General features: G+C 72.5%; 24 protein-coding genes and 2 pseudogenes. 12 read left to right on the plus strand and 14 right to left on the minus strand.

Translation table 11 applies throughout. The features are described from left to right. The 3 genes from ABZT12_RS04215 to ABZT12_RS04225 form a co-directional block, all read right to left on the minus strand. Window positions 1-1,069: prenyltransferase/squalene oxidase repeat-containing protein (locus ABZT12_RS04215; protein WP_356376969.1), on the minus strand; the 1,069-nt coding region annotated here is incomplete at its 3' end. Next, a complete protein-coding gene (locus ABZT12_RS04220) occupies window positions 1,066-1,800 on the minus strand; it encodes a class I SAM-dependent methyltransferase (RefSeq protein WP_356376972.1) in 735 nt (244 codons plus the stop codon). The genes ABZT12_RS04220 and ABZT12_RS04215, both read right to left, overlap by 4 nt. Further along, window positions 1,794-3,197, minus strand: coding sequence for a glycosyltransferase family 4 protein (locus ABZT12_RS04225; RefSeq protein WP_356376975.1), 1,404 nt, complete (start codon window positions 3,195-3,197; stop codon window positions 1,794-1,796). The genes ABZT12_RS04220 and ABZT12_RS04225 overlap by 7 nt, the downstream gene beginning before the upstream one ends. Before the next feature lie 209 nt (window positions 3,198-3,406). On the opposite strand from ABZT12_RS04225, the gene ABZT12_RS04230 reads away from it, so the two are divergent. After that, the gene (locus ABZT12_RS04230; RefSeq protein ID WP_356376978.1) at window positions 3,407-4,057 is read left to right on the plus strand and encodes a TetR family transcriptional regulator; all 651 of its coding nucleotides are present in this window, start codon (window positions 3,407-3,409) and stop codon (window positions 4,055-4,057) included. On the opposite strand, the gene ABZT12_RS04235 is transcribed toward ABZT12_RS04230, so the two are convergent. Both ABZT12_RS04235 and ABZT12_RS04240 read right to left on the minus strand, forming a co-directional pair. Next, window positions 4,058-4,291, minus strand: a complete 234-nt coding sequence (locus tag ABZT12_RS04235; RefSeq protein WP_356376981.1) for a ferredoxin — start codon at window positions 4,289-4,291, stop codon at window positions 4,058-4,060. It lies immediately after the preceding gene. Further along, window positions 4,292-5,749, minus strand: a complete 1,458-nt coding sequence (locus ABZT12_RS04240) for an aldehyde dehydrogenase (protein ID WP_356376984.1) — start codon at window positions 5,747-5,749, stop codon at window positions 4,292-4,294. Between the two features lie 117 nt (window positions 5,750-5,866). On the opposite strand from ABZT12_RS04240, the gene ABZT12_RS04245 reads away from it, so the two are divergent. Both ABZT12_RS04245 and ABZT12_RS04250 read left to right on the plus strand, forming a co-directional pair. Further along, a complete protein-coding gene (locus ABZT12_RS04245; protein WP_356376987.1) occupies window positions 5,867-6,892 on the plus strand; it encodes an MBL fold metallo-hydrolase in 1,026 nt (341 codons plus the stop codon). Between the two features lie 41 nt (window positions 6,893-6,933). Next, window positions 6,934-7,383, plus strand: a complete 450-nt coding sequence (locus ABZT12_RS04250) for a nuclear transport factor 2 family protein (RefSeq protein WP_356376990.1) — start codon at window positions 6,934-6,936, stop codon at window positions 7,381-7,383. A gap of 9 nt (window positions 7,384-7,392) precedes the next feature. Here ABZT12_RS04250 and ABZT12_RS04255 read toward each other — a convergent pair whose 3' ends face one another. After that, on the minus strand, window positions 7,393-9,462 hold the full coding sequence (locus ABZT12_RS04255; RefSeq protein ID WP_356376994.1) for an NB-ARC domain-containing protein: 2,070 nt from the start codon (window positions 9,460-9,462) through the stop codon (window positions 7,393-7,395). A gap of 180 nt (window positions 9,463-9,642) precedes the next feature. Here ABZT12_RS04255 and ABZT12_RS04260 point away from each other — a divergent pair, with 180 nt between their 5' ends. The 4 genes from ABZT12_RS04260 to ABZT12_RS04275 all read left to right on the plus strand — a co-directional run bounded on the left by ABZT12_RS04260 (window position 9,643) and on the right by ABZT12_RS04275 (window position 13,221). Further along, window positions 9,643-10,734, plus strand: a complete 1,092-nt coding sequence (locus ABZT12_RS04260; RefSeq protein ID WP_356376997.1) for a PP2C family protein-serine/threonine phosphatase — start codon at window positions 9,643-9,645, stop codon at window positions 10,732-10,734. 397 nt (window positions 10,735-11,131) lie between these two features. Next, window positions 11,132-11,548, plus strand: coding sequence for a transglycosylase SLT domain-containing protein (locus ABZT12_RS04265; protein WP_356377000.1), 417 nt, complete (start codon window positions 11,132-11,134; stop codon window positions 11,546-11,548). A 270-nt stretch (window positions 11,549-11,818) separates the two neighbouring features. Then, window positions 11,819-12,565 (plus strand): YoaK family protein, encoded by a 747-nt coding sequence (locus ABZT12_RS04270; protein WP_356377003.1) that lies wholly within the window; start codon window positions 11,819-11,821, stop codon window positions 12,563-12,565. A gap of 71 nt (window positions 12,566-12,636) precedes the next feature. After that, window positions 12,637-13,221 (plus strand): TerD family protein, encoded by a 585-nt coding sequence (locus ABZT12_RS04275; protein WP_356377006.1) that lies wholly within the window; start codon window positions 12,637-12,639, stop codon window positions 13,219-13,221. 47 nt (window positions 13,222-13,268) lie between these two features. Here the strand turns inward: ABZT12_RS04275 and ABZT12_RS04280 are convergent, their stop codons facing one another. Beyond that, window positions 13,269-14,504, minus strand: coding sequence for a cytochrome P450 (locus ABZT12_RS04280; protein ID WP_356377009.1), 1,236 nt, complete (start codon window positions 14,502-14,504; stop codon window positions 13,269-13,271). Window positions 14,505-14,729: 225 nt separating this feature from the next. Between ABZT12_RS04280 and ABZT12_RS04285 the strand changes: the two genes are divergently transcribed. Beyond that, the gene (locus ABZT12_RS04285; RefSeq protein ID WP_356377013.1) at window positions 14,730-15,899 is read left to right on the plus strand and encodes a steroid 3-ketoacyl-CoA thiolase; all 1,170 of its coding nucleotides are present in this window, start codon (window positions 14,730-14,732) and stop codon (window positions 15,897-15,899) included. Between the two features lie 27 nt (window positions 15,900-15,926). On the opposite strand, the gene ABZT12_RS04290 is transcribed toward ABZT12_RS04285, so the two are convergent. Further along, on the minus strand, window positions 15,927-16,787 hold the full coding sequence (locus ABZT12_RS04290; protein ID WP_356378076.1) for a LysR family transcriptional regulator: 861 nt from the start codon (window positions 16,785-16,787) through the stop codon (window positions 15,927-15,929). Window positions 16,788-17,010: 223 nt separating this feature from the next. Here ABZT12_RS04290 and ABZT12_RS04295 point away from each other — a divergent pair, with 223 nt between their 5' ends. Continuing rightward, entirely contained in the window at window positions 17,011-17,925 is a 915-nt protein-coding gene (locus ABZT12_RS04295) for an SDR family oxidoreductase (RefSeq protein WP_356377017.1), read from the plus strand. Here ABZT12_RS04295 and ABZT12_RS04300 read toward each other — a convergent pair. Together ABZT12_RS04300 and ABZT12_RS04305 are read right to left on the minus strand one after the other, a co-directional pair. Next, complete coding sequence (locus ABZT12_RS04300) at window positions 17,912-18,178, minus strand: DUF397 domain-containing protein (RefSeq protein ID WP_356377021.1); 267 nt, start codon at window positions 18,176-18,178, stop codon at window positions 17,912-17,914. The two genes, ABZT12_RS04295 and ABZT12_RS04300, sit on opposite strands and share 14 nt — an antisense overlap. Further along, window positions 18,153-19,001: a helix-turn-helix transcriptional regulator gene (locus ABZT12_RS04305; protein ID WP_356377024.1), complete on the minus strand. Its 849-nt coding sequence runs from the start codon at window positions 18,999-19,001 to the stop codon at window positions 18,153-18,155. Before ABZT12_RS04305 ends, ABZT12_RS04300 begins: the two co-directional genes overlap by 26 nt. Window positions 19,002-19,148: 147 nt before the next feature. Here ABZT12_RS04305 and ABZT12_RS04310 point away from each other — a divergent pair. Continuing rightward, window positions 19,149-19,511: pseudogene (locus tag ABZT12_RS04310) on the plus strand (ATP-binding protein); the annotation flags it as partial. Window positions 19,512-19,535: 24 nt separating this feature from the next. On the opposite strand, the gene ABZT12_RS04315 reads toward ABZT12_RS04310, so the two are convergent. Both ABZT12_RS04315 and ABZT12_RS04320 read right to left on the minus strand, forming a co-directional pair. Next, entirely contained in the window at window positions 19,536-21,044 is a 1,509-nt protein-coding gene (locus ABZT12_RS04315; RefSeq protein ID WP_356377027.1) for a glycosyltransferase family 39 protein, read from the minus strand. A 172-nt stretch (window positions 21,045-21,216) separates the two neighbouring features. After that, on the minus strand, window positions 21,217-23,244 hold the full coding sequence (locus tag ABZT12_RS04320; RefSeq protein WP_356377030.1) for a bifunctional glycosyltransferase 87/phosphatase PAP2 family protein: 2,028 nt from the start codon (window positions 23,242-23,244) through the stop codon (window positions 21,217-21,219). Between the two features lie 342 nt (window positions 23,245-23,586). Here ABZT12_RS04320 and ABZT12_RS04325 point away from each other — a divergent pair, with 342 nt between their 5' ends. Then, window positions 23,587-24,696, plus strand: coding sequence for a DUF2330 domain-containing protein (locus tag ABZT12_RS04325; RefSeq protein ID WP_356377033.1), 1,110 nt, complete (start codon window positions 23,587-23,589; stop codon window positions 24,694-24,696). A 29-nt stretch (window positions 24,697-24,725) separates the two neighbouring features. Here ABZT12_RS04325 and ABZT12_RS04330 read toward each other — a convergent pair whose 3' ends face one another. Continuing rightward, complete coding sequence (locus tag ABZT12_RS04330) at window positions 24,726-25,118, minus strand: hypothetical protein (RefSeq protein ID WP_356377036.1); 393 nt, start codon at window positions 25,116-25,118, stop codon at window positions 24,726-24,728. Window positions 25,119-25,240: 122 nt separating this feature from the next. On the opposite strand from ABZT12_RS04330, the gene ABZT12_RS04335 reads away from it, so the two are divergent. Further along, entirely contained in the window at window positions 25,241-25,657 is a 417-nt protein-coding gene (locus tag ABZT12_RS04335; RefSeq protein ID WP_356377039.1) for a DUF1992 domain-containing protein, read from the plus strand. An 85-nt stretch (window positions 25,658-25,742) separates the two neighbouring features. Here the strand turns inward: ABZT12_RS04335 and ABZT12_RS04340 are convergent. Next, window positions 25,743-26,012: pseudogene (locus ABZT12_RS04340) on the minus strand (hypothetical protein); the annotation flags it as partial. Window positions 26,013-26,046: the final 34 nt, after the last annotated feature.

A 26,046-nucleotide genomic window follows, 5' to 3' on the forward strand; every position in this document is an offset into this window, starting at 1 on the left:
CGCGGCCGGTTGCGTAGCGACCGCCCGGCCCCCGCTCCGCCCGTCCACCCCGCGGCGGGGCCGCTGGCGCCCGCCCCGGGCCCCCCACGGCGAGGAGCACCGAACCCGCGGTCCAGGTGGTGAGTTCGCGCGGCCAGACGGCGTTGTCATCGAAGACGTAGCCGGTCCAGTACAGGCCGCTCTCGGCGTCCCGCAGGTGCCGGATCGACTGGAGTATCTCCAGCGCCCGGTCGGACTCGCCCAACGCCCAGAGGGCCAGGGCGAGTTCGGCCGACTCGCCGCCCGTCACCCACGGGTTGGGAACGACGCAGCGCACCCCGAGCCCGGGGACGACGAAGCGGCTCCAGCCCTCCTCCACCCGGGACTTGGCCTCCGCACCGGTCAACGCGCCGCCGAGGACCGGGTAGTACCAGTCCATCGAGTAGCGGTTCTTGTCGAGGAAGCGCTCGGGGTGCAGGCGGATCGCATGCCGCAGCGCGCCGACCGCCAACTCCCAGTCCGGCTGCGGCTCTTCGCGCTGCTCGGCGATGGCGAGCGCGCAGCGCAGCGCGTGGTGGACCGAGGACGAACCGGTCAGCAGGGCGTCCGTCACGTCGGTGCCGTCGTCCTCGCGCTTCCAGCCGATCTGCCCGCCGGGCCGCTGGAGCCGCAGCACGAACTCGACCGCCGCGTAGACGGTGGGCCACAGCCGGTCCAGGAAGTGTTCGTCACCGGTGGCGAGGTAGTGGTGCCAGACGCCTACGGCGACGTAGGCGACGAAGTTGGTCTCGCGGCCCCGGTCGGTGACGTCCCGCGGGTCGCCGTCGGCGTAGGCGGCGAACCAGGAGCCGTCCTCGTTCTGGTGTTCCGCGAGCCAGTTGTACGCCCGCTCGGCGGCTTGGTGCTCGCCCGCCGCGTCCAGGGCCATCGCGGCCTCGGTGTGGTCCCAGGGGTCCAGGTGGTGGCCGCGGAACCACGGTATCGCGCCGTCCTCCCGCTGCACGGCGAGGATGCCGGCGACGGTCGCGGCGGCCTGCTCCGCGGTGAGGACCCCGGGCAGGACGAGGTGTTCTGTCCGGGGGGTGGTCACTTGGCGGCCGCCAGGGGGAGGTGCGGCTTGGTCGCGTACGCCACGAAGCTCTTGCCGAGGAGCGGGTTCAGGGCCTGTTCGGCGGCCCGGGTCGCCAGCGGCTTCTTCATGATGTCCCAGACCAGCAGCTTGTGGTACGCCCGCACGGGCAGCGCCTTGTCGTTGTCGACGCCGAACGCGCACTTCAGCCACCAGTACGGCGAGTGCAGCGCGTGGGCGTGGTGGGTGCCGTAGGGCCGCAGGCCGGCCTCGCGCATCTTCGCCAGGAGTTCGTCCGCCTTGTAGATGCGGATGTGGCCGCCCTCGACCTCGTGGTAGGCGTCGGAGAGGGTCCAGCAGACCTTCTCGGGGCCGTAGCGCGGAACGGTGACGGCGATCCGGCCGCCGGGCTTCAGGACCCGGACCATCTCGGCGAGGACGCCCTTGTCGTCGGGGATGTGCTCCATGACCTCGGAGATGATCACGACGTCGAAGGACTCGTCGGGGAAGGGCAGGGCGAGCGCGTCGCCCTCCATGGCCGTCGCGGTGGCGCCGGCCGGGGCCTCGCCGGCCTCCTTCATCGCCGCGAACCACTTCGCGACCTCGCGGATCTCCTCGGCGTTCTGGTCGAGGGCGACGACCTGGGCACCCCGCCGGTAGCACTCGAACGCGTGCCGGCCGGCACCGCATCCGAGGTCCAGGACTCGGTCGCCGGGGGCGAGCGGGAACCGGGAGAAGTCGACGGTCAGCACGTGGCCCTGCTTTCGGGATAGACACCGGTGACACCGGTCGAGGTGGGGGACTCGGGGTTCGCCGAGCGGGCGATCGCCTCGCGGTAGCCGGCCACCGTGCCCTCGGCGGCCCGCGCCCAGGTGAAGCGCGCCAGTACGCGGGCGCGGCCCGCGGCGCCGAGCCGCGCCGCCAGCCCGGGGTCGCCCAGCACCCGGCCGAGGGCGACGGCCAGCGCGCCGGCGTCACCGGGCGGTACGGCCAGGCAGGTCTCCCCGTCGCGGCCGGCGACCTCGGGGATCGCCCCGCCCGTGGTGGCGACCAGCGGGGTGGCCGTGGCCATGGCCTCGGCGGCGGGGAGCGAGAAGCCCTCGTACAGCGACGGTACGCAGGCGACCTCGGCCGAGCGGACCAGGCCGACGAGTTCGGCGTCGGAGATGCCCTTCACGAACTCGACGGCGCCTTCCAGGCCGTAGCGCTCGACGGCCTGGGCGACGGGGCCCTCGGCGGGTCTCCTGCCGACGACGACGAGATGGGCGTCCGGACGCTCGGTGCGTACCTTCGCCAGCGCCTCGACGAGGAAGACGAGGCCCTTGAGCGGCACGTCCGCGCTGGATGTCGTGACGATCCGGCCCGGCACGACGGGCACCGCGGGGTCGGGTGAGAAGAGGTCGGTGTCGGCGCCGATGTGGACGACGTGGATGCGGTCCTCGCGTACGCCGAGGTGGTCGACGATCTCCTGGCGCGAGGTGCCGGAGACGGTGACGACCGAGGGGAGGCGGCGGGCGACCCGGCGCTGCATGCGGGTGAAGCCGTACCAGCGCCGGACGGAGAGACGGCGGCGCGTGGTCTCGGCCGCCGCCAGGTCCAACTGCCGGTCCACGGTGATGGGGTGGTGGATCGTGGTCACCAGGGGGGCGCCGACGTCGCCCAACAGGCCGTAGCCGAGCGTCTGGTTGTCGTGCACGACGTCGAACTCGCCGCGCCGGGCGCGCAGATGACGGCGGGCCCGCAGCGAGAACGTGAGCGGCTCGGGGAAGCCGCCGGTCCACATGGTGGCGACTTCCAGCGCGTCGATCCAGTCCCGGTACTCGCCCCGTCCGGGGGTGCGGAAGGGGTCGGGCTGGCGGTAGAGGTCGAGCGAGGGCAGTTCGGTCAGGGAGATGCCGTCGTACCCCTCGTCGAGGACGGGGTAGGGCTGCGAGCCGATGACCTCGACGCGGTGGCCGAGCCGGGCCAGCTCGCGCGAGAGATGGCGGACGTAGACGCCCTGGCCCCCGCAGAACGGGTTCCCCTTGTAGGTGAGGAGCGCGATGGTGAGCGGTCGCTCTCCCCCGGTCCCGGCTCCGCTCGACCGGGAGGGCCCTCCACCGGCCGCGGATCCCTTCCGGGAGTCCGCTTCCCTGGCCTCAGCGGTCACTCCGGGCCCCCTTCTGCCTGCACTGTCCCGCGAGATTACGCCGGGACGCTAATCTAGAACAAGTTTCAGACTTGATCGTTCAGGAGGCTCTGAATCTACCGGCAGGTAGGGGTGGTGTGAGAAGTGGATCAGGTGATTCGCGCCACGGCGCGGGGCCCTGACATGCTGTGCGATCACTCGCCCTCACCGACTGTCACGGAACGGGATCCATGCCTGCGGAAGCCAAGGTGGTCAAGGTGGAAGCCAGCGGTGCGCGGCCGGCCTCGCCGCCCCTGACCGAGCGCCAGGAGGCGCGGCGGCGCCGCATCCTGCACGCGAGCGCGCAGTTGGCGAGCCGGGGCGGGTTCGACGCGGTGCAGATGCGCGAGGTCGCGGAGTCCTCGCAGGTGGCGCTCGGCACGCTGTACCGGTACTTCCCGTCCAAGGTGCACCTGCTGGTCGCCACCATGCAGGACCAGCTGGAGCACATGCACGGCACGCTGCGGAAGAAGCCGCCGACCGGCGACTCGGCGGCCGAGCGGGTCGCGGAGACCCTGATGCGGGCCTTCCGCGCGCTCCAGCGCGAGCCGCATCTGGCCGATGCGATGGTCCGGGCGCTGACCTTCGCCGACCGCAGCGTCTCCCCCGAGGTCGACCAGGTGTCCCGGCAGACCACGGTGATCATCCTGGACGCGATGGGCCTGGAGAACCCGGGCCCGGACCAGCTCTCCGCGGTCCGGGTCATCGAGCACACCTGGCACTCCGCCCTGATCACCTGGCTGTCGGGCCGTGCCTCCATCGCCCAGGTGAAGATCGACATAGAGACGGTGTGCCGTCTCATCGACCTGACGGACCCGGCCGCGAACGGCCAGGCCCGTTAGCTACTCCTCCGGCGGGAAGACCGGCTCGCCGCTTCCCAGCAGGGTGATCATGACGGCCTCCACCGGGCAGCCCTCCGCCGCCGCGAGGATCGTCTCGTTGGCGTCGGTCTCCGGCTCGGTCGGGTGGGACTGCATGCCGGTGTCGAGGCGGAAGCGGTCCGGGGCCTGGTGGACGCACTGGGCGGCCCCGACACAGACGGAGCGGTCGACCTCGACCAGCCAGCGGTCGCCCATCTACGCCTCCCAGCCGGCGGGCAGATGGATCATCTTGTGCTCCAGGAACTCGGAGTACCCCTCGGGCCCGAACTCCCTTCCCAGGCCGGAGTTCTTGTAGCCGCCGAACGGGCCGAGCATGTCGAGGCTGAAGGTGTTGACGGAGTAGGTGCCGGTACGGACCCGGCGGGCGACGTCGATGCCGTGCGCCACGTCGGCGGTCCACACGCTGCCGCTGAGCCCGTAGTCGGAGTCGTTGGCGATCTTCACCGCCTCGGCCTCGTCGCCGTAAGGGAGCAGGCAGATGACCGGGCCGAAGATCTCCTCGCGCGCGACGCGCATCGAGTTGTCGACGTCGCCGAAGAGGGTCGGCTCGACGTACCAGCCGCGGTCGAGGCCGGGCGGGCGCCCGCCGCCGGTGAGGACCTTGGCGCCCTCCTCCTGGCCGATGCGGATGTAGTCGAGGCTGCGCTGCTGCTGGCGCCTGGCGACCAGCGGGCCGACCTGGGTGGCGGGGTCGAGCGGGTCGCCGACCACCAGCGCGCCCGCCGCCGCGGCGAAGGCGTCCGCGAACTCGTCGTAGCGCGAGCGGGGCAGCAGGATGCGGGTCTGGGCCACGCACGCCTGGCCGTTGTTCATCCACGCCGCCGAGGCGATGCCGGGGACGGCGGTGGCGAGGTCCGCGTCGGGCAGCACGATCGCCGCCGACTTGCCGCCCAACTCCAGGGTGACGCGGGTGAGGTTGCGGGCGGCGACCTCCATCACGCGCTTGCCGGCGGCGACCGAGCCGGTGAAGGAGACCTTGTCGACGCCGGGGTGTCCGACGAGGTACTCGCTGACCTCGCGGTCGGCCGGGAGGATCGACAGCACGCCCTCGGGCAGCCCGGCCTCCCGTGCGATCTCCCCCAACAGGTAGGCGTCCAGGGGCGATTCGGGCGACGGCTTGAGGACGACGGTGCAGCCGGTGAGCAGCGCGGGCGCGAGCTTGGCGGCGGCGACGAACTGCGGGACGTTCCAGGGGACCACCGCCGCGACCACTCCGACCGGCTCCCGGCGGACGAGGATCGGGCCGAGGACACCGGCGCGCCGTTCCTCGTGGGTGAAGTTCCTGGCGACCGTGATCGCCGCGTCCCAGACCATCATCGCGCCGAGGGCCTGGGCGAGGACGCTCCAGGAGTACGGCGAGCCGTTCTCGGAGGAGATCACCCGGGCGATCTCCTCGTGCCGGGCGGCGATCCCGTCCTTGATCCGGGTGACGACCGCGAGCCGCTCGTCGAGCGTCGCCCGCGGCCAGGGGCCCTCGTCGAAAGCGCGGCGGGCGGCGGCGACCGCGCGGTCCACGTCCTGGGCGGAGGCGTGCGGCACGCGTCCGATGACCTCCTCGGTGTGCGGGGAGATCACCTCGATGACGTCCTCGCCCAGGGGGTCGGTCAACTCCCCGCCGATGAACAGCTGTCCGTGTTCCACGAGCTCGGTCATGGCCGACTGCCTCCCCGGTGACGGATTCTGACGATCCATCAGATACGAGCACTGAATACCAGTTCCGGTGAGCGGAGTCCACGTATAGTGACCGGAAGGACGGCGATTGGGGAGTCCATGGCTCAGGTCCACGACCACGGCGGCGGAGTCCGCTCCCTCCAGGTCCCCATCCCCGACAACCCCCTCGGCAGCACGCTGGTCTACGTCGTCGACACCGACCGGGGGCCGGTCCTGATCGACACCGGCTGGGACGACCCCGCCTCCTGGGACGCCCTCACCGAGGGCCTGACCGCCTGCGGCACCTCCGTCGGCGAGATCCACGGGGTGGTCATCACCCACCACCACCCCGACCACCACGGCCTCTCCGGGCAGGTGCGGGAGGCCTCCGGGGCGTGGCTCGCGATGCACGCGGCGGACACGGCGATCGTCCGCCGGGCCCGCTCGACCCGGCCGGACCGCTGGCTGGCGTACATGGCCGCCAAACTCGCCTCCGCGGGCGCCCCCGAGGAACACCTCGCGCCGCTGCGGGCGGCCCGGCCGCGCAATGTGCCGGGGCTCACGCCCGCGCTGCCCGACCGGGAGATCGTCCCCGGCGAACTCCTCGCCCTGGCCGGTCGCCGGCTGCGCGCGATCTGGACGCCGGGCCACACCCCCGGGCACGTCTGCCTGCACCTGGAGGAGGAGCACCCGGCGCGACTCCCGGGCCACGGACGGCTGTTCTCCGGCGACCATCTGCTGCCCGGGATCACCCCGCACATCGGCCTCTACGAGGACCCGGACGACACCACCCTGCCCGACCCGCTGGGCGACTACCTCGACTCGCTGGAGCGGATCGGCCGGCTCGGGCCGGCCGAGGTGCTCCCGGCCCACCAGCACACCTTCACCGAAGCGGCCTCCCGGGTAAGGGAGTTGCTGGACCACCACGAGGAGCGTCTGAGCGGTCTGCTGGCGCTGCTCTCCGTCCCCCTCACCACCTGGCAGGTCGCCGAGCGGATGGAGTGGAACCGCCCCTGGGCCCAAATCCCCTTCACGTCACGGAACATCGCGGTCTCCGAGGCCGAGGCGCATCTGCGCCGGCTGGTGAAGCTGGGGCGCGCGGAGGCGATGACGGGCAGCGATCCGCTCCGGTACGTGGCGGTGTAATCCGGTGGCCGCCGGGGCGGACCAGGTGCTAACAACTGATCATGGACCCCTTGGAACGACTCCTCGCCGAACGCGCCTGTGAACGACTCGTCCTGGACTTCGTCCGCCGCCTCGACCTGGGTGAACCCTCGTCCGTGGCCGAGCTGTTCACCGAGGACGGGGTCTGGGAGTGGCCGCCGCCGAACGGGGACGGGCGGCGGTCCGAGGGGCGGGCGGCGCTGCGGAAGTACTTCGGCGCGCGTCCCGTCGACCGGCTCTCCCGGCGCCTGATGTCGAACGTCCTGGTCACGCTCGTCCAGCCGGACACCGCGATCTCCACGGCGTACTTCACGACGTACCGCGTCGACGGCCACCACGGCGAGTTCGTCCCGGCCGGGCCGCCGGTGCAGGTCGGGCACTACGAGGACACGTTCCGCAAGGTCGACGGGGAGTGGCTGATGGCGACGCGGACGCTCTTCCTGCCGTTCGGGGGGCCCACTCCCCGGCGGTGACGGGCGGCGTCACGGGCTCGTCGCGTAGGCGATCCCCTCGTCGTACGACATCGCCCGGCCCTCGCCGTACGACCTGGCGTAGCGGGCGTCGCCGACGCTGGCGCGCACGCGGAGTTCGCAGGTGCGGCGGGTGGCGATGAGATCGGGCGAGTCCATCTGGGCGCGGCCGGTGAGTTCCCAGACGCGGGTGCCGATGCCGAGGAGGCGGGCGGCGCGGTGGCCGTCGCCGGAGGCGACGACGGCGGCGGCGAGCACGTCGAGCCCCAGGGCCGCGCCGGCGGTGTTGTGCAGCAGGGCGTGGCCGGCCACGGCGGTGCGGGCGCCGAGGACGGCGGCCGGTACGTCACCGCGGGCGAGGTCGGCCTGGGCGGCCAGGTAGTCGGCGAAGGCGCCCGCCCAGCGCTCGCCCTGCTCCCGGCTGGCGGTGCGCACCTCCTCGGCCACCTCCCGGCCCCGCTCGAACTCGCCGCCCAGGACGTGCGCGAGGGAGAGTGCGAGCCGCACCTGGAGCTGCGCCGCCCCCCACGCGTCGTCCCGCACGGGGAGTCGGCGGGCCGCGCCGAGGACGTCGATCGCCTCGGCGAGCCGGCCGGTGAGCGCCAGCCGGCCGCCCCGGAGGTACACGGCGGCGACCTCGGCGACCGGGTCGGCCTGGTCGCGGGCCGCGTCGGCGCAGCGCACCGCCCAGTTGGCCGCCGCCTCGTGGTCGCCCTGGAGGATGGCGACCGCGCCGCGCGACCAGAGGGCGAGGGTGCGGCCGGGGCCGGCCGGCGGACCCGCGGCGAGCGCCTGGTCAAGGCAGTGCTGGGCCTCACGAAGGTGGCCGCAGTGCCGCCACAGGAAGCCGACGTGGGCCACCGTCTCCACGGCCTGTCCGGTGTCCGGCCCGGCCAGCGCGCAGTCGACGGCCGCGCGCAGGTTGGCGTGTTCGGCCAGGACGCGTTCGCACCAGACGACCTGCTGTCCGGTGTTCCACTCCGCGCAGCCCTGCCGGGCCAGGTGCGCGTAGTGGTCGCGGTGGCGCAGCCGTACGGAGTGTTCCTCGCCGAGCGCGCGCAGCCAGTCGGCGCCGTACTCGCGGACGGTGTCGAGCATCCGGAAGCGGGTGGGGTCCTCGCGCCGGGGCAGCACGATGGACTGGGCGACCAGCCGGCCGAGCAGTCCGGCGACACCGGAGGCGGGCAGTGGGCCGCCCGCGCAGACGTCCTCGGCGGCCTCGGCGCGGAAGCCGCCGGCGAAGACCGACAGCCGTGCCCACAGCAGGCGTTCGAGGGGCGCGCACAGTTCGTGGCTCCAGCCGATGGCGGTGCGCAGGGTGCGGTGGCGGGGCGGTCCGTCGCCGGTCTCGGCGGCCAACAGGTCCAGTGGGGACGGCAGATGGGCGTGGAGGCGGGCGTGCAGCTGGTCGAGGGTGAGGTCGGCGAGGCGGGCGGCGGCGAGTTCGAGGGCGAGGGGGATGCCGTCGAGGCGGCGGCAGACGGCGGCGGCGGCGGGCCGGGCGGCGGGGTGCAGCCGGTAGCCGACGGCGGCGGCGCGCTCGGTGAACAGGGCCAGGGCGTCGCCGGAGACGCCGTCCATGAGCAGGGGTTCGACGGACTCGACGCGCTCGCCGGGCAGGCCGAGCCGTTCCCGGCTGGTGACGAGGATGCGTACTCCGGGCAGCCGGGGCAGCAGGGTGGCGGCGAGCGCGGCGGCGTCGGCGAGGACGTGCTCGCAGGAGTCGAGGATGAGCAACAGCCCTTTGCCGCGCGCCCATTCGGCGATGACGTCGGTCACCGGGTGGGTCGAGTGGTCGGCGAGCTTCAGCGTCTCCATGACGGCGAGGGCCACCAGCCCGGCGGTGTGCAGCGGGGAGAGCTCGACCAGCCAGACCCCGTCGGGGTAGGCGTCGCGCACGACGGTGGCCGCCCGCAGCGCCAGCCGGGTCTTGCCGACCCCGCCGACGCCGACGAGGCTCACCAGCCGGGCCGGCCCGCCTCCCGGGTCGAGGGCGGCGCCGAGCCGGTCGAGTTCATGGCGCCGCCCGATGAAGCTGCGTGTCTCGGGCGGCAGATTCCCGCGGTGAGTCCTGTGCGGCACGGGTCCCAGTGTGTCGGCGGCTCCCCCGCTTCATACGCCGCTCCTGGAACTCGGGGCACGCTCGGACAGAAAGCCGGAAAGGAGAGGTCCCGATCGGTCGCTTTCGGACGGATGGCGACGACTTCGATCGTCAAGAGGTCAACTACCCGCCGGAGCCGCCGCGAGCGGGGATTTTGCGCCATGGTCGTCCGGACGATGGGCCGAGCGGGACTCGACGAGAGGCAGCGCGTGAACGCCATGGGTGGAGGGCTCCGATTCCTGGCGGCGCCGGTGGGCTGCCTGCTGGCCGCCGTGCCGGGGCTGCTCCTCGGCCAGTCGCAGCCGCTGCTTCCGCTGCTGGCCATCGGCCCGCTGATGGCGGCCGTCTTCCTCACCGCCCGCCGCACCGCGCTGGTCTGCTGCTGCACGGTGCTGCCCGCCCTCGTGGCGGGCGACGTCTGGGAGCCGACCGCCGGGTCCGTCGCCCGCTGGGGCGGGCTGCTGCTCGCCTGCGCGTGCGGGGTGTACTCGGCCCGGCAGCGGGACCGGCTGCGGGCCCGCCTCGCCGAGGTGCGCGAGGTGGCTCGGGTCACCCAGGAGACGATCCTGCGCCCGGTCTCGCGCACCCTGTCCGGCACCCAGGTCAGCACCCGCTACCACTGCGCCACCCGCGAGTCCTACGTCGGCGGCGACCTGTACGACCTCGCGGTGACGCCGTACGGTCTGCGGGTGCTGGTGGGCGATGCCCGCGGGCACGGTATCGACGCGCTGCGGATGAGCGCCGGCACGATCGCCGCCTTCCGTGAACTGGCCTATACGACATCGGACTTGACGGAGCTGGCGGCCGGACTCGACGCCCGGCTGACCCCTGTTCTGGGCGCCGAGGACTTCGTCACGGTGGTGCTGGCGGAGTTCGCGCCGGGCGAGGTGCACCTGGTCAACTGCGGTCATCCGGCGCCGTTGCGCTCCGGCCAGCGCCTGGAACTGCTCGAACCGCCCCTCCCCTGCGCGCCGTTGGGCCTGAACCCCGAGCCGCGGCAGTACCGGGTCCGCCTCCAGCCCGGCGACCGCCTGCTGCTCTACACGGACGGCCTGACGGAGGCCCGAGCCCCTGACGGCACCCCGTTCGCCCTGCTCACCGAGTCCGCCACGGCGCTCGGCCAGCCCTTCCCGGAGGCGGCCCTGCGCGAACTGCACGACCGCCTGCTCGCCCACACCGGCGTCCCGCCCGCCGACGACCTGGCCCTTGTCCTCTGCCAGCCGACACCCCTGCCGACCCCGGTGCGCGTGTAGGCCAGGGCCGGGAAGAGACCGCCGTCACCTCCGCCGCCCGGGCCGCGTGAGGCCGCGCGCACCGCGAGTGACACCGGGCGGCGGAGAGGGTGAAGCGCCCCACATGACCCAGGTCACCCACGAAGGGGAGTAGTAGCTGAAAGGGGTGACATGTCTCCGGTAAAACCGCCCCTGACCAGGGCATTGAGAGCCTGGTCACATAGTTGACCATTAACTCAAATGCGGCCACAACTAGTAAAAGGGGTCTTTGCGGACAGCCCCCCGGGCCTGTTTCTCTGGAGCAGTCGCACGGCGCCGACGAGCCTTCACGGGCCGCGGCGCCGCCGCACGCAGGAGCCGCGCACCGCGTGGTGACGGCAGGCGGCCGACGTCAATGTCCCCGAAGAAAAGGTTCTCCGTGTCCGTCTCCCGCATCGTCTCCCGACTCGCCTCCCCGAAGAAGGCACTGACGACCGCCGCCCTGGCCGCCGCGACCACCGGCATGGTGCTGACCGCGGCTCCCGCCCAGGCCGCGACGGCCTCGGCCTCCTCCGCCCAGGCGGTCGCGCACAAGATGATCCCGAGCGCCGCGCAGTACAACGCGTTCAGCAACATCGTCGAGCACGAGAGCGGCTGGAACATCACCGCCACCAACTCGTCCTCCGGCGCCTACGGCCTCGTCCAGGCGCTGCCCGGTTCGAAGATGGCCTCGGCCGGCTCCGACTGGAAGACCAACGCCGCCACCCAGATCAAGTGGGGCCTGGACTACATGAACTCCCGCTACGGCAGCCCCGCCGCCGCCTGGAACTTCTGGCAGTCCAACGGCTGGTACTGAGCCGCCCGGCATGCCGTACCGGGACACCCCCGCACTCCGGCGCTGTCGGGACACCGCACGATCTGCGGCACCGACGCCACCGACGACCGGCACCGGTCGACGCCCCCCTGAAGCACCTGCCGCGCCCTCGCCCCCATCCCCGGCGAGGGTGCGTTCGCGTGCGCGGGCGCTGCCGATCGGCACGTCAGGGTCCCGCCCGGCCGCGTGGTGCCGGGTCTCCGTGGTGGACTTGGGCACACCGTGCCCCTACCGCTGACCGGAGCCGCCCGGATGAACGACCAGAGCGACCGGGACGACCGGGACGGCCAGAACCAGCCTGGGCCCGCGGAGGGGCGGGGGCCGGCCCACGGGCGGGCGGGGGCGGAGGCGCGGGGGGTGCGGCTGGTGGCCGTGCTGCTGGGGTTGACCGTGGTGAGCGGGCTGATCGACGCCGTGAGTTATCTGGGCCTCGGGCACGTCTTCACCGCGAACATGACCGGCAACGTGGTGGTGCTCGGCTTCGCGGCGGCCGGGGCGCCCGGCTTCTCGGTGCCGCACACGCTGACCTCGCTGGTGTCGTTCCTGGTGGGCGCGGTGGCCGGCGGCCGGATCGCGGTGCGGATGGGGACCGGTTCGCGGCGCACCTGGGCGCGGGTGACCCTCGCCGCCGAGGCGCTGCTCGTGGGGGTCAGCGCGGTGGTCGCGTTCGCGGTACCGCACGCGACGGTGACGGCGTACACGCTGATCGCGCTCACGGCCCTGGCGATGGGGCTGCGCAACGCGACGGTCCGCAAGCTGGGCGTGCCCGATCTGACCACCACGGTCCTGACGATGACCCTGACCGGCCTCGCCTCCGACTCGCGGGCGGGCGGCGGTTCCGGCCACCACTCCCCGCGCCGCTCGGCCTCGGTGGTCGCGATGCTCGCCGGTGCCTTCCTCGGCGCGTGGCTCACCCTCCACCACGGGCTGGGCATCCCACTGCTGATCGCGGCGGTGGCGGCCGGGGTGTTCGCCGTGACGGCTTCGGGACACGAGTGAGGTATCACTTGCGTGAAGTGCTCAGGCAGACTTCACCCGTTGTGTCCCACCAGCCAGCAAGAGGAACGCGCATGATCACGCTCACGAAGGAAGACGGCCCGGCGGATCTGGACGGAGTCACCCATCTGTCGATCGGGGTGTCCTGGGACCCCACCGCCGGCAGCAGCGGCGGACTGATCGGGAAGCTGCGGCGGACCGCCGGCACCGACCTGGACCTGATCGCCGTCGCGATGCAGGGCGGCGAACCGGTACGGCTGGCGGGGCTGGACTCGCTCGACCCGCTCGGCAACGGCTCGTTGGTGCACAGCGGCGACAACCAGACCGGCAAGGGCGACGGTGACGACGAGACGGTGACCGTCGAGTTCGGCCGGATACCGACGAACGTCACGTCGATCGTGTTCGTGGCCGCCGCCTACAAGAAGAGCAGCTCGTTCCAGAAGGCGCGCAACATCAGCTTCAAGGTCTACGACGCGACCGGCGGCACCAGCCAGCAGGTCGCCGACATCTGGCCGAGCCTGCTCAGCAACGACAACGGATGCGCGGTGGCGAAGGCGATCCGGGTCGGCAGCGGCTGGAAGCTGGAGGTCATCAACGAGACCGGCAAGATCAAGCAGGGGGACGAGCGCGACCTCATGCGGTTCGCCGCGCGCAGGTAGCGGCGGAGACGGGCCGACGGCGCCGGGAGGCCGCCGGCCCGAGCCTGTCAGCCGGCGCTCACCCGGAGCTCCTTGACCCCGTTGATCCAGGCGGAGCGCAGCCTGCGCGGGTCACCGGTGAGCCGCAGCCCCGGCATGGCGTCCGCGATCGCGTGGAAGATGAGGTCGATCTCCAGCACGGCGAGGGACTTGCCCAGGCAGTAGTGCGGACCTCCGCCGCCGAAGCCCAGGTGGGGGTTGGGGTCGCGCAGGACGTCGAAGACGTCCGGGTTCTCGAAGACCTCGGGGTCGTGGTTGGCGGAGGCGTAGAAGATGCCGACCCGGTCGCCCTTCCTGATGGTCCGGCCGCCGAGTTCGGTGTCCTGGGTGGCGGTGCGCTGGAAGGCGTTGACCGGGGTCGCCCAGCGGACGATCTCCTCGGCGGCGGTCCCCGGCCGCTCGCTCTTGTAGAGCTCCCACTGCTCGGGGTGGGTGAGGAACGCGTGCATGCCGTGGGTGATGGCGTTGCGGGTGGTCTCGTTGCCGGCCACCGAGAGCATCAGCACGAAGAAGCCGAACTCGTCGGAGTTGAGGTTGCCCTCGTCCTCCGCCGCGACCAGGGTGCTGACGATGTCCTTCGCCGGGCACTGCTTGCGGTCGGCCGCCATCGCCATGGCGTAGGTGATGAGTTCGGCCGCCGACTCCGCGCCGACCTCGGCCGTGATGGCGTACTCCGGATCGTCGTACGCGATCATCCTGTTGGACCACTCGAAGATGCGGGTGCGGTCGTCCTGCGGGATGCCGATGAGTTCGGCGATGGCCTGGAGGGGCAGTTCGCAGGCGACCTCGGTGACGAAGTCGAACGGTCCCGAGCGGGCGCGGGCGCGGGCCACGATCGCCTGCGCGCGGTCGCGCAGCCGCTCCTCCAGGGCGCGGATCGCCCTCGGGGTGAAGCCGCGTTGCACGATTTGGCGGACTCGGGTGTGTTCGGGCGGGTCCATGTTGAGGAGAATCAGGCGCTGGGCGTCGATCGCGTCGCGCCGCATGTGCTCGCCGAAGCGGATGATCGCCGTGTTGAGGTACGAGGAGAAGAGGTCCGGGTGCGTGGAGACGTACCGGACGTCGGCGTGCCGGGTGACGGCCCAGTAGCCCTCGTCCTGGAAGCCCGCGATGTTGCGCGGCTGGGCGATCCAGCGCACCGGTTCGGCCTCGCGCAGGGCGGCGAACTCCGGCAGGGGGACCCGCGCGTGCAGCAGGTCGGGGTCGGTGAGGTCGAACCCGTCGGGGAGAGCTGGACAGGGCATCGGCGACTCCAGCCTGTTTCTGACGGTCCATCAGGATGGCCGTGAAGGTAATAACGGGTTCTACAAGTCGCAAGAGGTACGGCACGCCGAATTCCCTGCACGACCCTTGCGGTTGAGGACGGCCGGTCAGCAGACTGCAACACAGAACTAGAACGCGTACTAGTTCTGCGTGGCGGGTGGCCGGGACGCCCGCGCCGCGCGGTGTCCGAGGAGAGGACGTGTCCCATGGTCGCGGAACCCGTCATCGTGGAAGCCGTACGCACCCCCATCGGCCGGCGCGGCGGAGCGCTCGCCAACCTGCACCCCGCCTACCTCCTGGGCGAGACCTACCGTGAACTCCTCGGCCGCACCGGCATCCAGGCCGACTGCGTCGAACAGATCGTCGGCGGCACGGTGACCCACGCCGGCGAGCAGTCCATGAACCCCGCGCGCAACGCCTGGCTGGCCATGGGCCTGCCCTACGAGACGGCCGCGACGACCGTCGACTGCCAGTGCGGCTCCTCCCAGCAGGCCGCGCACCTGGTCGCCAACATGGTCGCGGCGGGCGTCATCGACGTCGGCATCAGCTGCGGGGTGGAGGCGATGTCCCGGGTGCCGCTCGGCTCGGGGTCCAAGCACGGGCCCGGGAAGCCGTTCCCGGAGGAGTGGAACGTCGACCTGCCCAACCAGTTCGAGGCGGCCGAACGCATCGCCCGCAACCGGGGGTTGACCCGCGAGGACGTCGACTCCCTCGGCCTGCTGTCGCAGGAGCGGGCGGCGGGCGCCTGGTCGGAGGAGCGCTTCAAGAGGGAGACGTTCGCCGTCCAGGTCCCGACCACCGAGGACGAACAGGCGGCGGGCCAGGGCATGTGGCGGCTGGTCGACCGTGACGAGGGGCTGCGCGACACGTCCATGGAGGCCCTGACCCGGCTGAAGCCGGTCATGCCGACGGCCGTGCACACGGCGGGCAACTCGTCGCAGATCTCGGACGGCGCGGCGGCGATCATGTGGGCGTCGAAGCGGATGGCGAGGGCGCTGAAACTGCGTCCCAGGGCGCGGATCGTCGCCCAGGCGCTGGTCGGTTCCGACCCGCACTTCCACCTCGACGGGCCGATCGACGCGACGCGGGCCGTGCTCGGCAAGGCGGGCATGACGCTGAAGGACATCGACCTCGTGGAGATCAACGAGGCGTTCGCGTCGGTGGTGTTGAGCTGGGCGCGGGTCTTCGGGCAGGACCTGACGAAGGTCAACGTGAACGGTGGCGCGATCGCGCTCGGGCACCCGGTGGGCGCGACCGGCGCCCGGCTCATCACCACCGCCCTGCACGAACTGGAGCGCGCGGACAAGGAGTTCGCGCTGATCACGATGTGCGCGGGCGGCGCGCTGGCCACCGGCACGATCATCCAGCGGCTGTAGTCGGGCGGATCGGGCGGCCCGCGGCCGTCAGGTCAGATGGGTCCGGGCGCAGGCGCGGAAGGCCGCGAGCAGGGGGCGGTCCTCCTCGCCCGCGCGGGTGGCCACGACGACGCGGATGGGTTCGACGCCTTCCAGGGGGACCGTGGTCAGATCCGGCCGCAGCCCCTTGCGGACCGCGCCCGCCGGGGCGAGCGACACCGCCTCGCCCCCGGCGACGAGTTCGAGCTTGTCCTCCAGGTTCGCGACGAGCGGACCGTCCGGCGCCGGCCGGCCGCCAGGGCGGGGATCGACGCGCCAGAACGCGTTGAACTCCTCGTCGGCGAAGCGCGGAACGGGCTCGTCCGCGATGTCGTCGAGGGTGACGTACTCCTTGCCCGCCAGCCGGTGGTCGACCGGAATCACCAGCACCCGGGGTTCCTCGTACAGGACCGTCACGCTCAACTCCTCGGTGCGGAACGGAAGTCGGCCCACCACCACGTCCACCCGGCGCTCCCGCAGGGCCGACCACGACTCGCCCCAGACGAGGAAGCGGCTGTGCACCTCGGCGTCCGGACGGGCGCGGCGCAGCGCGCGTACCGCCGGGGTCACGAGCAGCCCCGTCATGTAGCCGATGACGACCCGGCTCGGCTGCCCGGCCGCGCGCACCACGGCCACCGCCTCCGCGGCCGACCGCAGCAACGCCTCGGCGCGGGGCAGGAACTCCCGCCCCGCGTCGGTGAGCCGGGCGCCCCGCGGCGTCCGGTCGAAGAGCCGAGTCCCCAACTCGCCCTCCAGCCGCCGGACATGGCGGCTCAGCGACGGCTGCGCCAGATGCAGTACGGCGGCGGCGCGGCCGAAGTGCAGCTCCTCGGCGAGGACGGTGAAGCAGCGCACGAGGCGCAGGTCCAGGTCGGCGGCCGGGACGGACGGGAGTGGCGGTGACGGCGGAGGCGACGGAGGCGGTGACGCGGGCGATTCACTCACTCTTCGACTGTACGTCGGCCTGACCTGCCGCGATACGGGAAATGAATCGGGCGTTCCCGGACCCGTCTTGGACCGGCGGGGTGCGGCGGGCGCAGGGTGGGAGAACACCGTTTGTTTCCGACCCGTATCTGATGTGGGTGATCTTGTCATGCGTGTTTTCGTCACCGGAGCGACCGGATTCGTGGGCAGTGCCGTGGTCCGCGAACTGCTCGGCCATGGGCACCAAGTGCTGGGCCTGGCCCGCTCCGACGCCTCGGCGGACCGGCTGACGGCGGCCGGGGCCGAGGTGCACCGGGGTTCCCTGGAGGACCTCGACGCGCTGCGCGCGGGCGCGCGGGCCGCCGACGGTGTGATCCACACCGGCTTCGTCCACGACTTCTCGAACTACGCCGCGTCCGTCGTCACCGACCTGAACGCGGTCAACGCGCTCATCGACACCCTCGCGGGCTCCGACCGCCCCCTCGTCGTCAGCTCGGTCATCGGCCACGCGAACCTCGACCGCCCCGCCGGTGAACTCGGCAGCGAGGACGACGTACCCGATCCGGCCGCCCACCCGGGCGACCCGCGCCTGCCCGCGGAGGCGGCGACCCTGGCGTCGGCGGCGCGGGGCGTCCGCGCCTCGGTGATACGGCTTCCGGCGTCGGTCCACGGCGAGGGTGACTACGCCTTCGTCCCCGCCCTCATCGGCGTCGCCCGCGAGAAGGGCGTCTCGGCCTACCCCGGTGAGGGCGCCAACCGCTGGGGCGGCGTCCACCGCGAGGACGCGGCCGTCCTGTACCGGCTCGCCGTCGAGCGGGCCCCGGCGGGCTCGGTCCTGCACGCGGTCGCCGACGAGGGCGTACCCCTGCGGGAGATCGCCGAGGTCATCGGCAAGCGGCTGGACGTACCGGTGACGAGCATCCCGCAGACGGAGGCCGACGACCACTTCGGCTGGCTCGGCCGCTTCTGCACCATGGACCTGGCGGCCACGAGCACGCTGACCCGCGAGCGGTTCGGGTGGACCCCGACCCGCCCCGGTCTGCTCGCCGACCTCGACCAGGAGTACTACTTCACTCCGCGGTAACCGCGGTCGCGGAGGTCCAGTCGACGAAGGTGGTGAAGACGGCGGGATCGACCGTGAGGACCGGTCCCGCCGGAACCTTGGAGTCGCGGACGGCGATGCATTTGCCTTCGGCGATCTCCAGGCAGTCGCCGCCCTGATCACCGCTGTAGGAGGACTTGCGCCAGGCGAGCGGGCCGAGGGGCGCGCATTCGACGCATTCGCCACCCTGGTCACTGCTGTAGCTGGACTTACGCCAATGGTTCACCGTCGGCATCGCGTTGCTCCCCATAGCGCTCCTCCATCACCCGCCGGATCAACACCGCCGAGTCCCGGATGGAGAGTGCGGCGGCTTGGAGATGATCGTAACGGAGCGAACAGCCCTCGACGGCGTCCGGGTTGGCGCTCGGATGCCCGCTTCCGTAGCTCTCCGTGTAGACGATGGCTGGGTCGCTCGCGAAGCGGAAGAGCGTGTACGAGCCAGTTAGTCCGGCGTGTGCCCCCGTCGTGAACGGGAGAATCTGGACGTTGACCCTCGGGTTGTTTTCGAAGGCCAACAGGTGGGCCAGTTGGCCGTGCATGACCTTCGCGCCACCGATCTCCTGGTACAACCCGGCTTCGCTGACGATGGCCCAGAAGACCGGCGGGCCCTGCTTCTCGAAGATGCGCTGACGGGACAGTCGCACGGCGGTGCGGTCGTCGAGCTTGCTCTGGTCCAACGCCCCGAGCGTGGCACGGGCGTAGGCGTCGGTCTGGAGGAGGCCGTGGATCAGGTGGGTGTGAAAAGTGGAGATCTCGACGGCCCGTGCCTCCAACTCCGCTACTTCCCTGAACCAGGCCGGTAGTTGACTACGCATCACCAGGTCCTGGAGCCGGGACAACAAGCCCCCCGTCCCCAGTGCCGCGTCCACCCGTTCGCTGAACTCCCGGGTCGGCAGCTTTCTCGCCGTCTCGATCTGGCCGACCAGTGACCCCGTGTAGTTGACGATCTCGCCGAGCTGGCGTTGCGTCAGGCCGGCCGCCTCGCGGTGTCTGCGGAGTTCGAAGCCGTAGTAGTCGAGAGGTGACGCTCCCGGATCGAGGGTGTTGATGTGGGTCACGCGATGGCCCCCTGCCGTGCAACTCGGTCCACGCGGGGACCCGTTGTATTCATTCCGTAGCCGAGCGTAGTCAGCGCACGTCAGTCTCGTCCTGTGAACGAACAGATTCCCCCCACCCTCCTGGCGCCCCGTTTCGCCCAGTACGTCATGCGGCTCACCGTCGGCGAGCACTCGGCCCGGCACATCCGCCGTATCGTCCGCTCGTACCTGGCCGAGTGGGAGCTGTCCGCCCTCGCGGACGCCGTCGAACTCGCCGTGACCGAGCTGGTCGCCAACGTCGTACGGCATGTTCCCGACCGGCGCTGCACCCTCGCGCTGCTGCGCCAGCCGGCCGGTGTCCGGGTCGAGGTGAGCGACGGGTGCCCCCGACTTCCGTGCCTGCCAAGGGAGTTGTCCATGAAGTCGGAGGGCGGGCGCGGGCTCCTCCTGCTGGACGCGGTGGTCGACCGGTGGGGGGTGCGGCGCGAGCCGGCGCCCGGTACCGGCAAGACCGTGTGGTTCGAGTGCGCCGGGCGCCAGGCGGTCCGGGTGGGCTCAACGTCCGCCCCCGCAGTGGCTGACGCGGGCGTACACGACGACCTGGGCGCCGTGCAGCCGGGTCCGCGCGCAGGCCACGAAGTACGTCCGTAGCGTCCGCCGTTTGACCTCCTCCCGCGGGAACGGGTCGAGCGGCTGCCCGGCGGGGTCGGTCAGCGCGATGACGCGGTGCGCGACGAGGAGGCGGCGCCGGATGGTGGCCGCGGGCAGTTCGGTGCCCTGGAGGGTGCCCGAGGCGCGGGGTGACTCGTCCAACGCCAGGTCATGCACCCGGTGGTAGACGGACGGCGACGACAACAGCCACTCGCGGCGGCGCGCGGGCAGGAAGAGAACGTCGTCACCGTCGCGCGCGTTCCACTCGACCGCCGTCGAGACGGCGATCACGTCGTCCTTGCGGCTGCCGGGCGAGCGCAGGGCCAGCGACCACGGCAGCAGGACGGAGAGGGCAACCACCGTCAGCAGCACGGCGGTTACGCTCCGAACAGCGGGGGTGAACCGGTGCCTGCGGTCGTGGAGCCGCGCGAGCGCGGCCCCGGCGAGCAGCGCGAGTCCCGCCATGCCGTACAGCACGTACCGGTCGAGGTACCAGGGCTTGAGCTGGGAGACCACCAGCAGCAGACCCGCCGGGACGACGAGCAGCGGCAGCGCCACCGAGACCAGCACCTCCGGCCCCGGGTCGGCCCGCCCACGCATCAGGAACCCGCGGAGCAGCACGCCCGTGCAGGCCGTCGCCAGGAACTGGAGCCACGCGGCCGGCCCCGGGGGGCCGAGCCAGCCCAACTGCTCGTCCGCCTGCCCGGCGCTCGCCACCACCAGCGGGACGAGCGCCGCCAGCACCGCCGTCGCCGAGACGGCCCACCGCCGCCACACGGCTTTCGGCACCCCCAGCCTCCACAGCGTCAGCCCGTGGGCCGCGAGCGTCAGCGCGGCGAACTCGTGCAGCCAGCAGGAGACTCCGAGGGTCAGCGCGTACGCCGTCCACCAGCGGCGACCGGACCCGGCGGTGATCCGTGCGTCGGCCGCGCGCAGCAGGAGATACGTCGCCCAGGTCACCCCCGCGGTCACCAGGGCGTACGAACGGCCCTCCTGCGCGTACCGCTGGACCAGCGGCAGCACCGCGAAGACCAGCCCCGCGAGCGTCCCGGCCCGGCGGCCGGCCAGTCGGGCGCCGATCGCACCGACCCCGGCCGCCGCCAGCGAGGCCGCCACCACCGAGGGCAGCCGGAGGGCCGGCAGGCCGCCGTCCCAGCACGCGAAGACGGCGTGCATGAGCAGGTAGTACAGACCGTGCACGGCGTCGATGCGCCCCAGCAGCCGCCACAGCTCCCGCAGCGAGCGGTGGGCCACCTGGTAGGTGACCGACTCGTCGCGCCACATGCTGTCCTGCCGGTCGATCCCCCACAGGCCCAGAGCGAGCGCGGCCCCGCCCGGAACGGCCACCGGCACCACCGGCACCGCCCGCGCTCTGCGGCGCGGGGCGCGCAGGCGCCGTACACCGCTCGTCAAGTCCCGTACGGAGTCCAGGTGTTGACTGATGAGCTGCTCCTCGAACGGGTAACGACATACGGCCCGCGGGGACGAGTCCCTGCGGGCCGTACAACGAGGTCGAGGTGTGCGAGGAGGCGGGGGCGCGAGGAGGAGGACTGGCGCGCGACCCCGGGCGGGCTGCCCGGGATGGTCAGTTGAGCACGGGGTCGGGTTCGCGGGTCCGCACCGCGGGCTCGGCCGGTTCCTTCGAGGCCGCCCGCGGCCCCGACAGGAGATACGTGAGGCCGAAGCCGGCGACGACCACCGTGGCACCGCCGACCGCGTCGAGGATCCAGTGGTTGGCGGTCGCGACGATCGCGGAGACCGTGAAGAGCGGGTGCAGCAGACCGAGGGCCTTCATCCACCACTTGGGCGCCATCACCATGATGACGATCCCGCACCACAGCGACCAGCCGAAGTGCAGCGAGGGCATCGCCGCGTACTGGTTGGTGACGGCGGTCATCGCGCCGTAGTCCGGCTTCGCGAAGTTCTGGACGCCGTGCACCGTGTCGATGAAGCCGAGGCCGGGCATCAGCCGGGGCGGGGCCAGCGGGTAGAGCCAGAAGCCGAGCAGGCCGATCAGGGTGGCGATACCGAGGGAGCTGCGGGCCCAGCGGTAGTCGGCGGGGCGCCGGACGTAGAGCACGCCCAGGATGGTCAGCGGGACCACGAAGTGGAACGACTCGTAGTAGAAGCCGAGGAAGTGCTCCAGCCACGGCAGCTTGACCACCGTGTGGTTGGCCCAGTGCTCGACGTCGATGTGCAGGGCCTTCTCGATCGAGTGGATCTGGTGCCCGTGGTGCTCCGCGAGGGCCCGGCTGCCGGGGGCGGCGGCGCGCACCGCGGAGTAGGCGGCGTAGAAGACGCGGATCAGCAGCAGTTCGAGGAGCAGGTTGGGTTTGGTGAGCACCCGGCGCCAGAACGGCAGCAGCGGCACCCAGGACCAGCGGGCCGGGACCGGGGCCGCGTACTCGGTGGGGATCGGACGGCGGTAGTACGGCGACGCGCACGACAGGAACGGCACGACGGTCACGGCGGCGAGGGCCGCGAACAGCACCACGTTGTCCCGCACGAAGAACACCGACGACATGTTCGGCAGCAGCATCTTCGCCGGCAGGGTCACCACCAGGACCACCGCGACCGGCCACACGAACCGGTTCGAGACCCGCTTGCCGACCCTGCCCACCACCGCGAGCAGCACCCACAGCAACTGGTACTGCCAGGACGTGGGCGACACCACGATCGCCGCGCAGCCCGTGATCGCGACCGCGAGGAGCAGCTGCCCGTCGCGCGCGTACCGCACCGCCCGGCGCACCCCCACGCAGGCGACGGCCGCGCCGAGGGTCAGGAACAGGCCGATCTCCAGCGGGCCGGTGAGTCCCAGCCGCAGCAGCGCCCCGTGCAGCGACTGGTTGCCGAGGGCGTCCGCCTTGCCGCCGAGACCGACCCCGGCGATGTGGTGCACCCAGTAGGTGTGGGAGTCGTGGGGCATCGCGGCCCACGCGAGCGCCACGCTCGCCGCGAACGTGATCCCGGCCGAACCGGCGGCGCGGCGGCGGTCGGTGAACCACAGCAGCGGCGCGAAGAGCAGCAGCGTCGGCTGGAACGCCGCCGCGACCCCGATCAGCACACCGCCGGTCCGCTCACCGCGCACCGTGAAGACGCCCAGCAGCACCAACAGGACCGGAATGACGCTGATCTGACCCAGCCAGAGGGTGCTGCGCACCGGCAGCGACAGCATGAGCAGGCTGATCGCCACCGGGGCGGCGAGCAGCGTGGAGCGGCGGGTGACGGGCGGCGGCAGCGCACGCGCGGCGGCCAGGCCGACCGCCACGACCAGCAGGAGGGTGCCGAAGGTCCAGCCCCAGCCGAGCGCCTGTTCAGCCGCGTGGGTGAGGGGCTTGAGGACCAGTCCCCCGAAAGGAGTGCCGGTGAACCGCGTCGAGTCGTACAGGGAACCCTTCACGTGCAGGACGCCGTGCGGTCCGACCCAGGTCTCCAGGTCCGTCAGCCGCTCCCCGCGCGGCGTGCTGAGGACGACGGCCACCTGCCGTACGGCCAGGAACGCGGCGACCAGCCACAGGCCCAGACGGGCCGCGCGCAGCCGGGTCCTGACCCCGGCCGCGCCCGTCGCTCCGAAAGCTCCCGCCGGTCGCCCGCTGTGCTCCACATTCGCCACGCCTCGTAGGCCTCCCGCCCCGTAAGTCCCACGCGTCCAGCGCGGGGTTCCTCCGCGCACCCTACGAGCCTCGCACCGCCCGTGCGCACAGCCGCAGGCAACCCCCTGGTCACCTGACCGCCGTCCCACTCCGTCCGGTGTTTCTTCCGCGCTCGCCCGGGCTCCCGCTGCCATCCCCCTGTGCTCTTCCTGTTCGACGACCATAGTCGGCCGCCGGTTCACCGGGCACGTCACGTGACTGCGCGCTTTTGATCCGTCCCGCTGAGTGGATGCGCCACCTCGGCCGTACCGTCTGAAGCCCCGTGTGGCCTGGTGGGGCGGTGGGCGGAGGAGCCTGTGAGAGTGGTCGGTGTGCGGCGGGGGCGGGTGGGCGCGCGGGCCCTGGCGGTCGTGCTGGCGCTGTGCGCGTTCCAGCTCGGGTCGCTGGTGGCCCCGGCGTGGGCGTGCGGCTGCGGGGCGATGGTGCCCGGCTACCGGCAGCACCTCGCCGTGGGCCGCGAGGAGTCCGTGGTGCGCTGGGACGGACATCGGGAGCAGATCGTGATGAGCCTGACGGTCTCCGGGGACGCCGGACGGGCCGCGTGGATCATGCCGGTGCCGCACCGGGCCACGGTGACGCTCGGCGACCCGGCGCTCTTCGGTACGCTCGCCGCCGCCACCGCGCCCGTGCACCGCCACCGCTACCACTTCTGGCCGCACGACGGCGACTGGCCGCTCACCTCCGGCGACGGCTTCGGCGGCCCGCCGCCCGGCGTGGGGGCGGCGCCGTCGGTGAACGTGGTCGGCCGGGAGCGGCTCGGGCCGTTCGACGTGGCCCGGCTGACGGCCACCGACCCGGCGGCCCTCGGCGACTGGCTGACCGCGCACGGCTTCACCCTCCCCGCGAGCCTGCCGGGAGCCCTGCGGCCCTACGTCGACCAGCGCTGGGAGTACGTCGCGGTCCGGCTCGTCCCGAAGACCGCGGACACCGCCCTCAACGGCACGCTGGACCCGCTGCACCTCGCCTTCGCCGCCGAGGCGCCGGTCTACCCGATGCGCCTGTCCCGGCTGGCCCGCACCCCGCAGTCGCTCGGCCTCTACGTCCTCGCCGCGCACCGGATGGAACCGGGCTCCGCGATCGGCGGCGACCAGCCCCGGGTCGTCTACGCCGGGCGGCTCACCGCGAAATCGGGCGCGCTGGCCCAACTCCTCCCCGGTACCCCGTACTTGACCGCCGTCGACCAGGAGTTCCCGGAGCCGTCGCGGATTTCGGGCGACCACCTGCTGCGCCGGGCACCGACGGACGCCGCCTTCCAGCAGGTGATCTACGAGGACCGGCTGCGCGAGGTGGCGGGGGTCCCGGCGTGGCTGCTGACGGTCGCGGGCGGCCTCGCCGTCCTGGTCGCGGTCCCCGTGGTGCGGACCGCGGGGCGCGCACGGCGGGGACCCCGCGCGGGGCGTGCGCGGGAGTAGTCAGCGCGGCCCCACCGGACAGGGTCGCCTCATGTCTCGTGGTAGAAGCCGACGTTGACGCTGCGCGGTCCGGTCCGGTCCTGGATGACGATCTCGCCGCTGCCGCCCCGGGGCAGCGGCACGGACCCCCCGTAGCCGACGGTCTGGGCGTACTCCCCGACGATCAGCCGCACCTCGGAGGAGGGGTCCGGCTGGGAGCCGCGCAGCCAGCTCACCTGCCAGGTGCCCTCGGGCCCGCACAGGAACTCCAGATGCACCCGCGAGATGAACAGCCAGTCGTCCGGCGTCGCCAGCCGGCAGACGGCCTGGTCCCGGCCCACCCGCAGCACGGCGCCGGGGTCACTGGGCGCGTCCGCCATTAGCATGCCTGCCGTGGCGCCCGCGTCCGCCCCGGAGACGGAGGCCATGGTGAGTTCGAGCACGTGCGCTCCTTCGAAGTGCTGGTGCGACAGCTTGGGGGAACTGCCTTGCGCGGCGGCCGGGTTGGCGCACCGCCGCCGCATGATAAATCGCCCGGGACCCTCTCGTCCGGCACAATGGAGTCATGACCGAGCGAAAGCCACCGGGCGTGCGCTTCGATACCTGGGTCGACAGGCAGATCCGTGAGGCCGAGGAGCGCGGCGACTTCAGCGGACTGCCGGGCGCGGGCAAACCCCTGCCGGGCGGCGACGACACGTCGTACGACGAGTTCTGGTGGATCAGGCAGAAGATGGCCCGCGAGGGCCTGTCGGTCCTGCCGCCCGCCCTGGCGCTGCGCAAGGAGGCCGAGGACGCCCTGACGGCGGCCCTCGCGGCCCCCTCGGAGCGGATCGTCCGGAAGACCGTCGAGGACGTCAACGTCAAGATCCGCGCCATGATGTACAGGCCGCCGCCCGGCCCCCCGCTGGGCAAGAAGCCGTACGACGTCGAAGAGGTCGTCAGGCAGTGGCGGGAGGGCCGGGCGGCGGCCGGTTCGGTCTAGCGCCGTACCGGTCGTGCCGGTGGTACGGGTCCTGCGGGTGCTGCGGGTTGCTCGGTCCTTCCGGTGGTGCCGGTCGGACGTCGGGTCACGCGTGCAGGAGGCGTTCCGCCAGCTCGCGGTAGTCCTTCAGGGCCAGGCGGAGCTGCTCGGTGTCCTCCTCGGCGGAGTGCCAGGTGCCGTGCAGGGTACGCCGGCGCTCGGTCACGGCCTCGGTGAAGAGCGTGGCGAGCTCCTCCAGCACGTGGTCGGCCTCCTCCACGGCGGACCGGGGCCCGTCCACGAACCCGGTCACCGCGTGCTGCAAGCGCAGGCTGAGCTTGTCGGTCTCGTCGTGCGGGAGCAGACGGGCGCCGGAGTCGTGGCTTGAGCCCTCGGTGCGGGACGTGGTG

It is taken from the genome of Streptomyces sp. NPDC005423, assembly GCF_040606415.1.
In the GTDB taxonomy this organism is placed as follows: Bacteria; Actinomycetota; Actinomycetes; order Streptomycetales; family Streptomycetaceae; genus Streptomyces.

Coding starts and splice junctions, on each gene's coding strand:
- ABZT12_RS04275 (WP_356377006.1), top strand. CDS start 12,637: ATGATCACGCTCACGAAGGAAGACGGCCCGGCGGATCTGGACGGAGTC.
- ABZT12_RS04245 (WP_356376987.1), top strand. CDS start 5,867: ATGGCTCAGGTCCACGACCACGGCGGCGGAGTCCGCTCCCTCCAGGTC.
- ABZT12_RS04285 (WP_356377013.1), top strand. CDS start 14,730: ATGGTCGCGGAACCCGTCATCGTGGAAGCCGTACGCACCCCCATCGGC.
- ABZT12_RS04260 (WP_356376997.1), top strand. CDS start 9,643: ATGGTCGTCCGGACGATGGGCCGAGCGGGACTCGACGAGAGGCAGCGC.
- ABZT12_RS04300 (WP_356377021.1), bottom strand. CDS start 18,178: ATGCCGACGGTGAACCATTGGCGTAAGTCCAGCTACAGCAGTGACCAG.
- ABZT12_RS04240 (WP_356376984.1), bottom strand. CDS start 5,749: ATGACCGAGCTCGTGGAACACGGACAGCTGTTCATCGGCGGGGAGTTG.
- ABZT12_RS04235 (WP_356376981.1), bottom strand. CDS start 4,291: ATGGGCGACCGCTGGCTGGTCGAGGTCGACCGCTCCGTCTGTGTCGGG.
- ABZT12_RS04280 (WP_356377009.1), bottom strand. CDS start 14,504: ATGCCCTGTCCAGCTCTCCCCGACGGGTTCGACCTCACCGACCCCGAC.
- ABZT12_RS04270 (WP_356377003.1), top strand. CDS start 11,819: ATGAACGACCAGAGCGACCGGGACGACCGGGACGGCCAGAACCAGCCT.
- ABZT12_RS04230 (WP_356376978.1), top strand. CDS start 3,407: ATGCCTGCGGAAGCCAAGGTGGTCAAGGTGGAAGCCAGCGGTGCGCGG.
- ABZT12_RS04335 (WP_356377039.1), top strand. CDS start 25,241: ATGACCGAGCGAAAGCCACCGGGCGTGCGCTTCGATACCTGGGTCGAC.
- ABZT12_RS04295 (WP_356377017.1), top strand. CDS start 17,011: ATGCGTGTTTTCGTCACCGGAGCGACCGGATTCGTGGGCAGTGCCGTG.
- ABZT12_RS04250 (WP_356376990.1), top strand. CDS start 6,934: ATGGACCCCTTGGAACGACTCCTCGCCGAACGCGCCTGTGAACGACTC.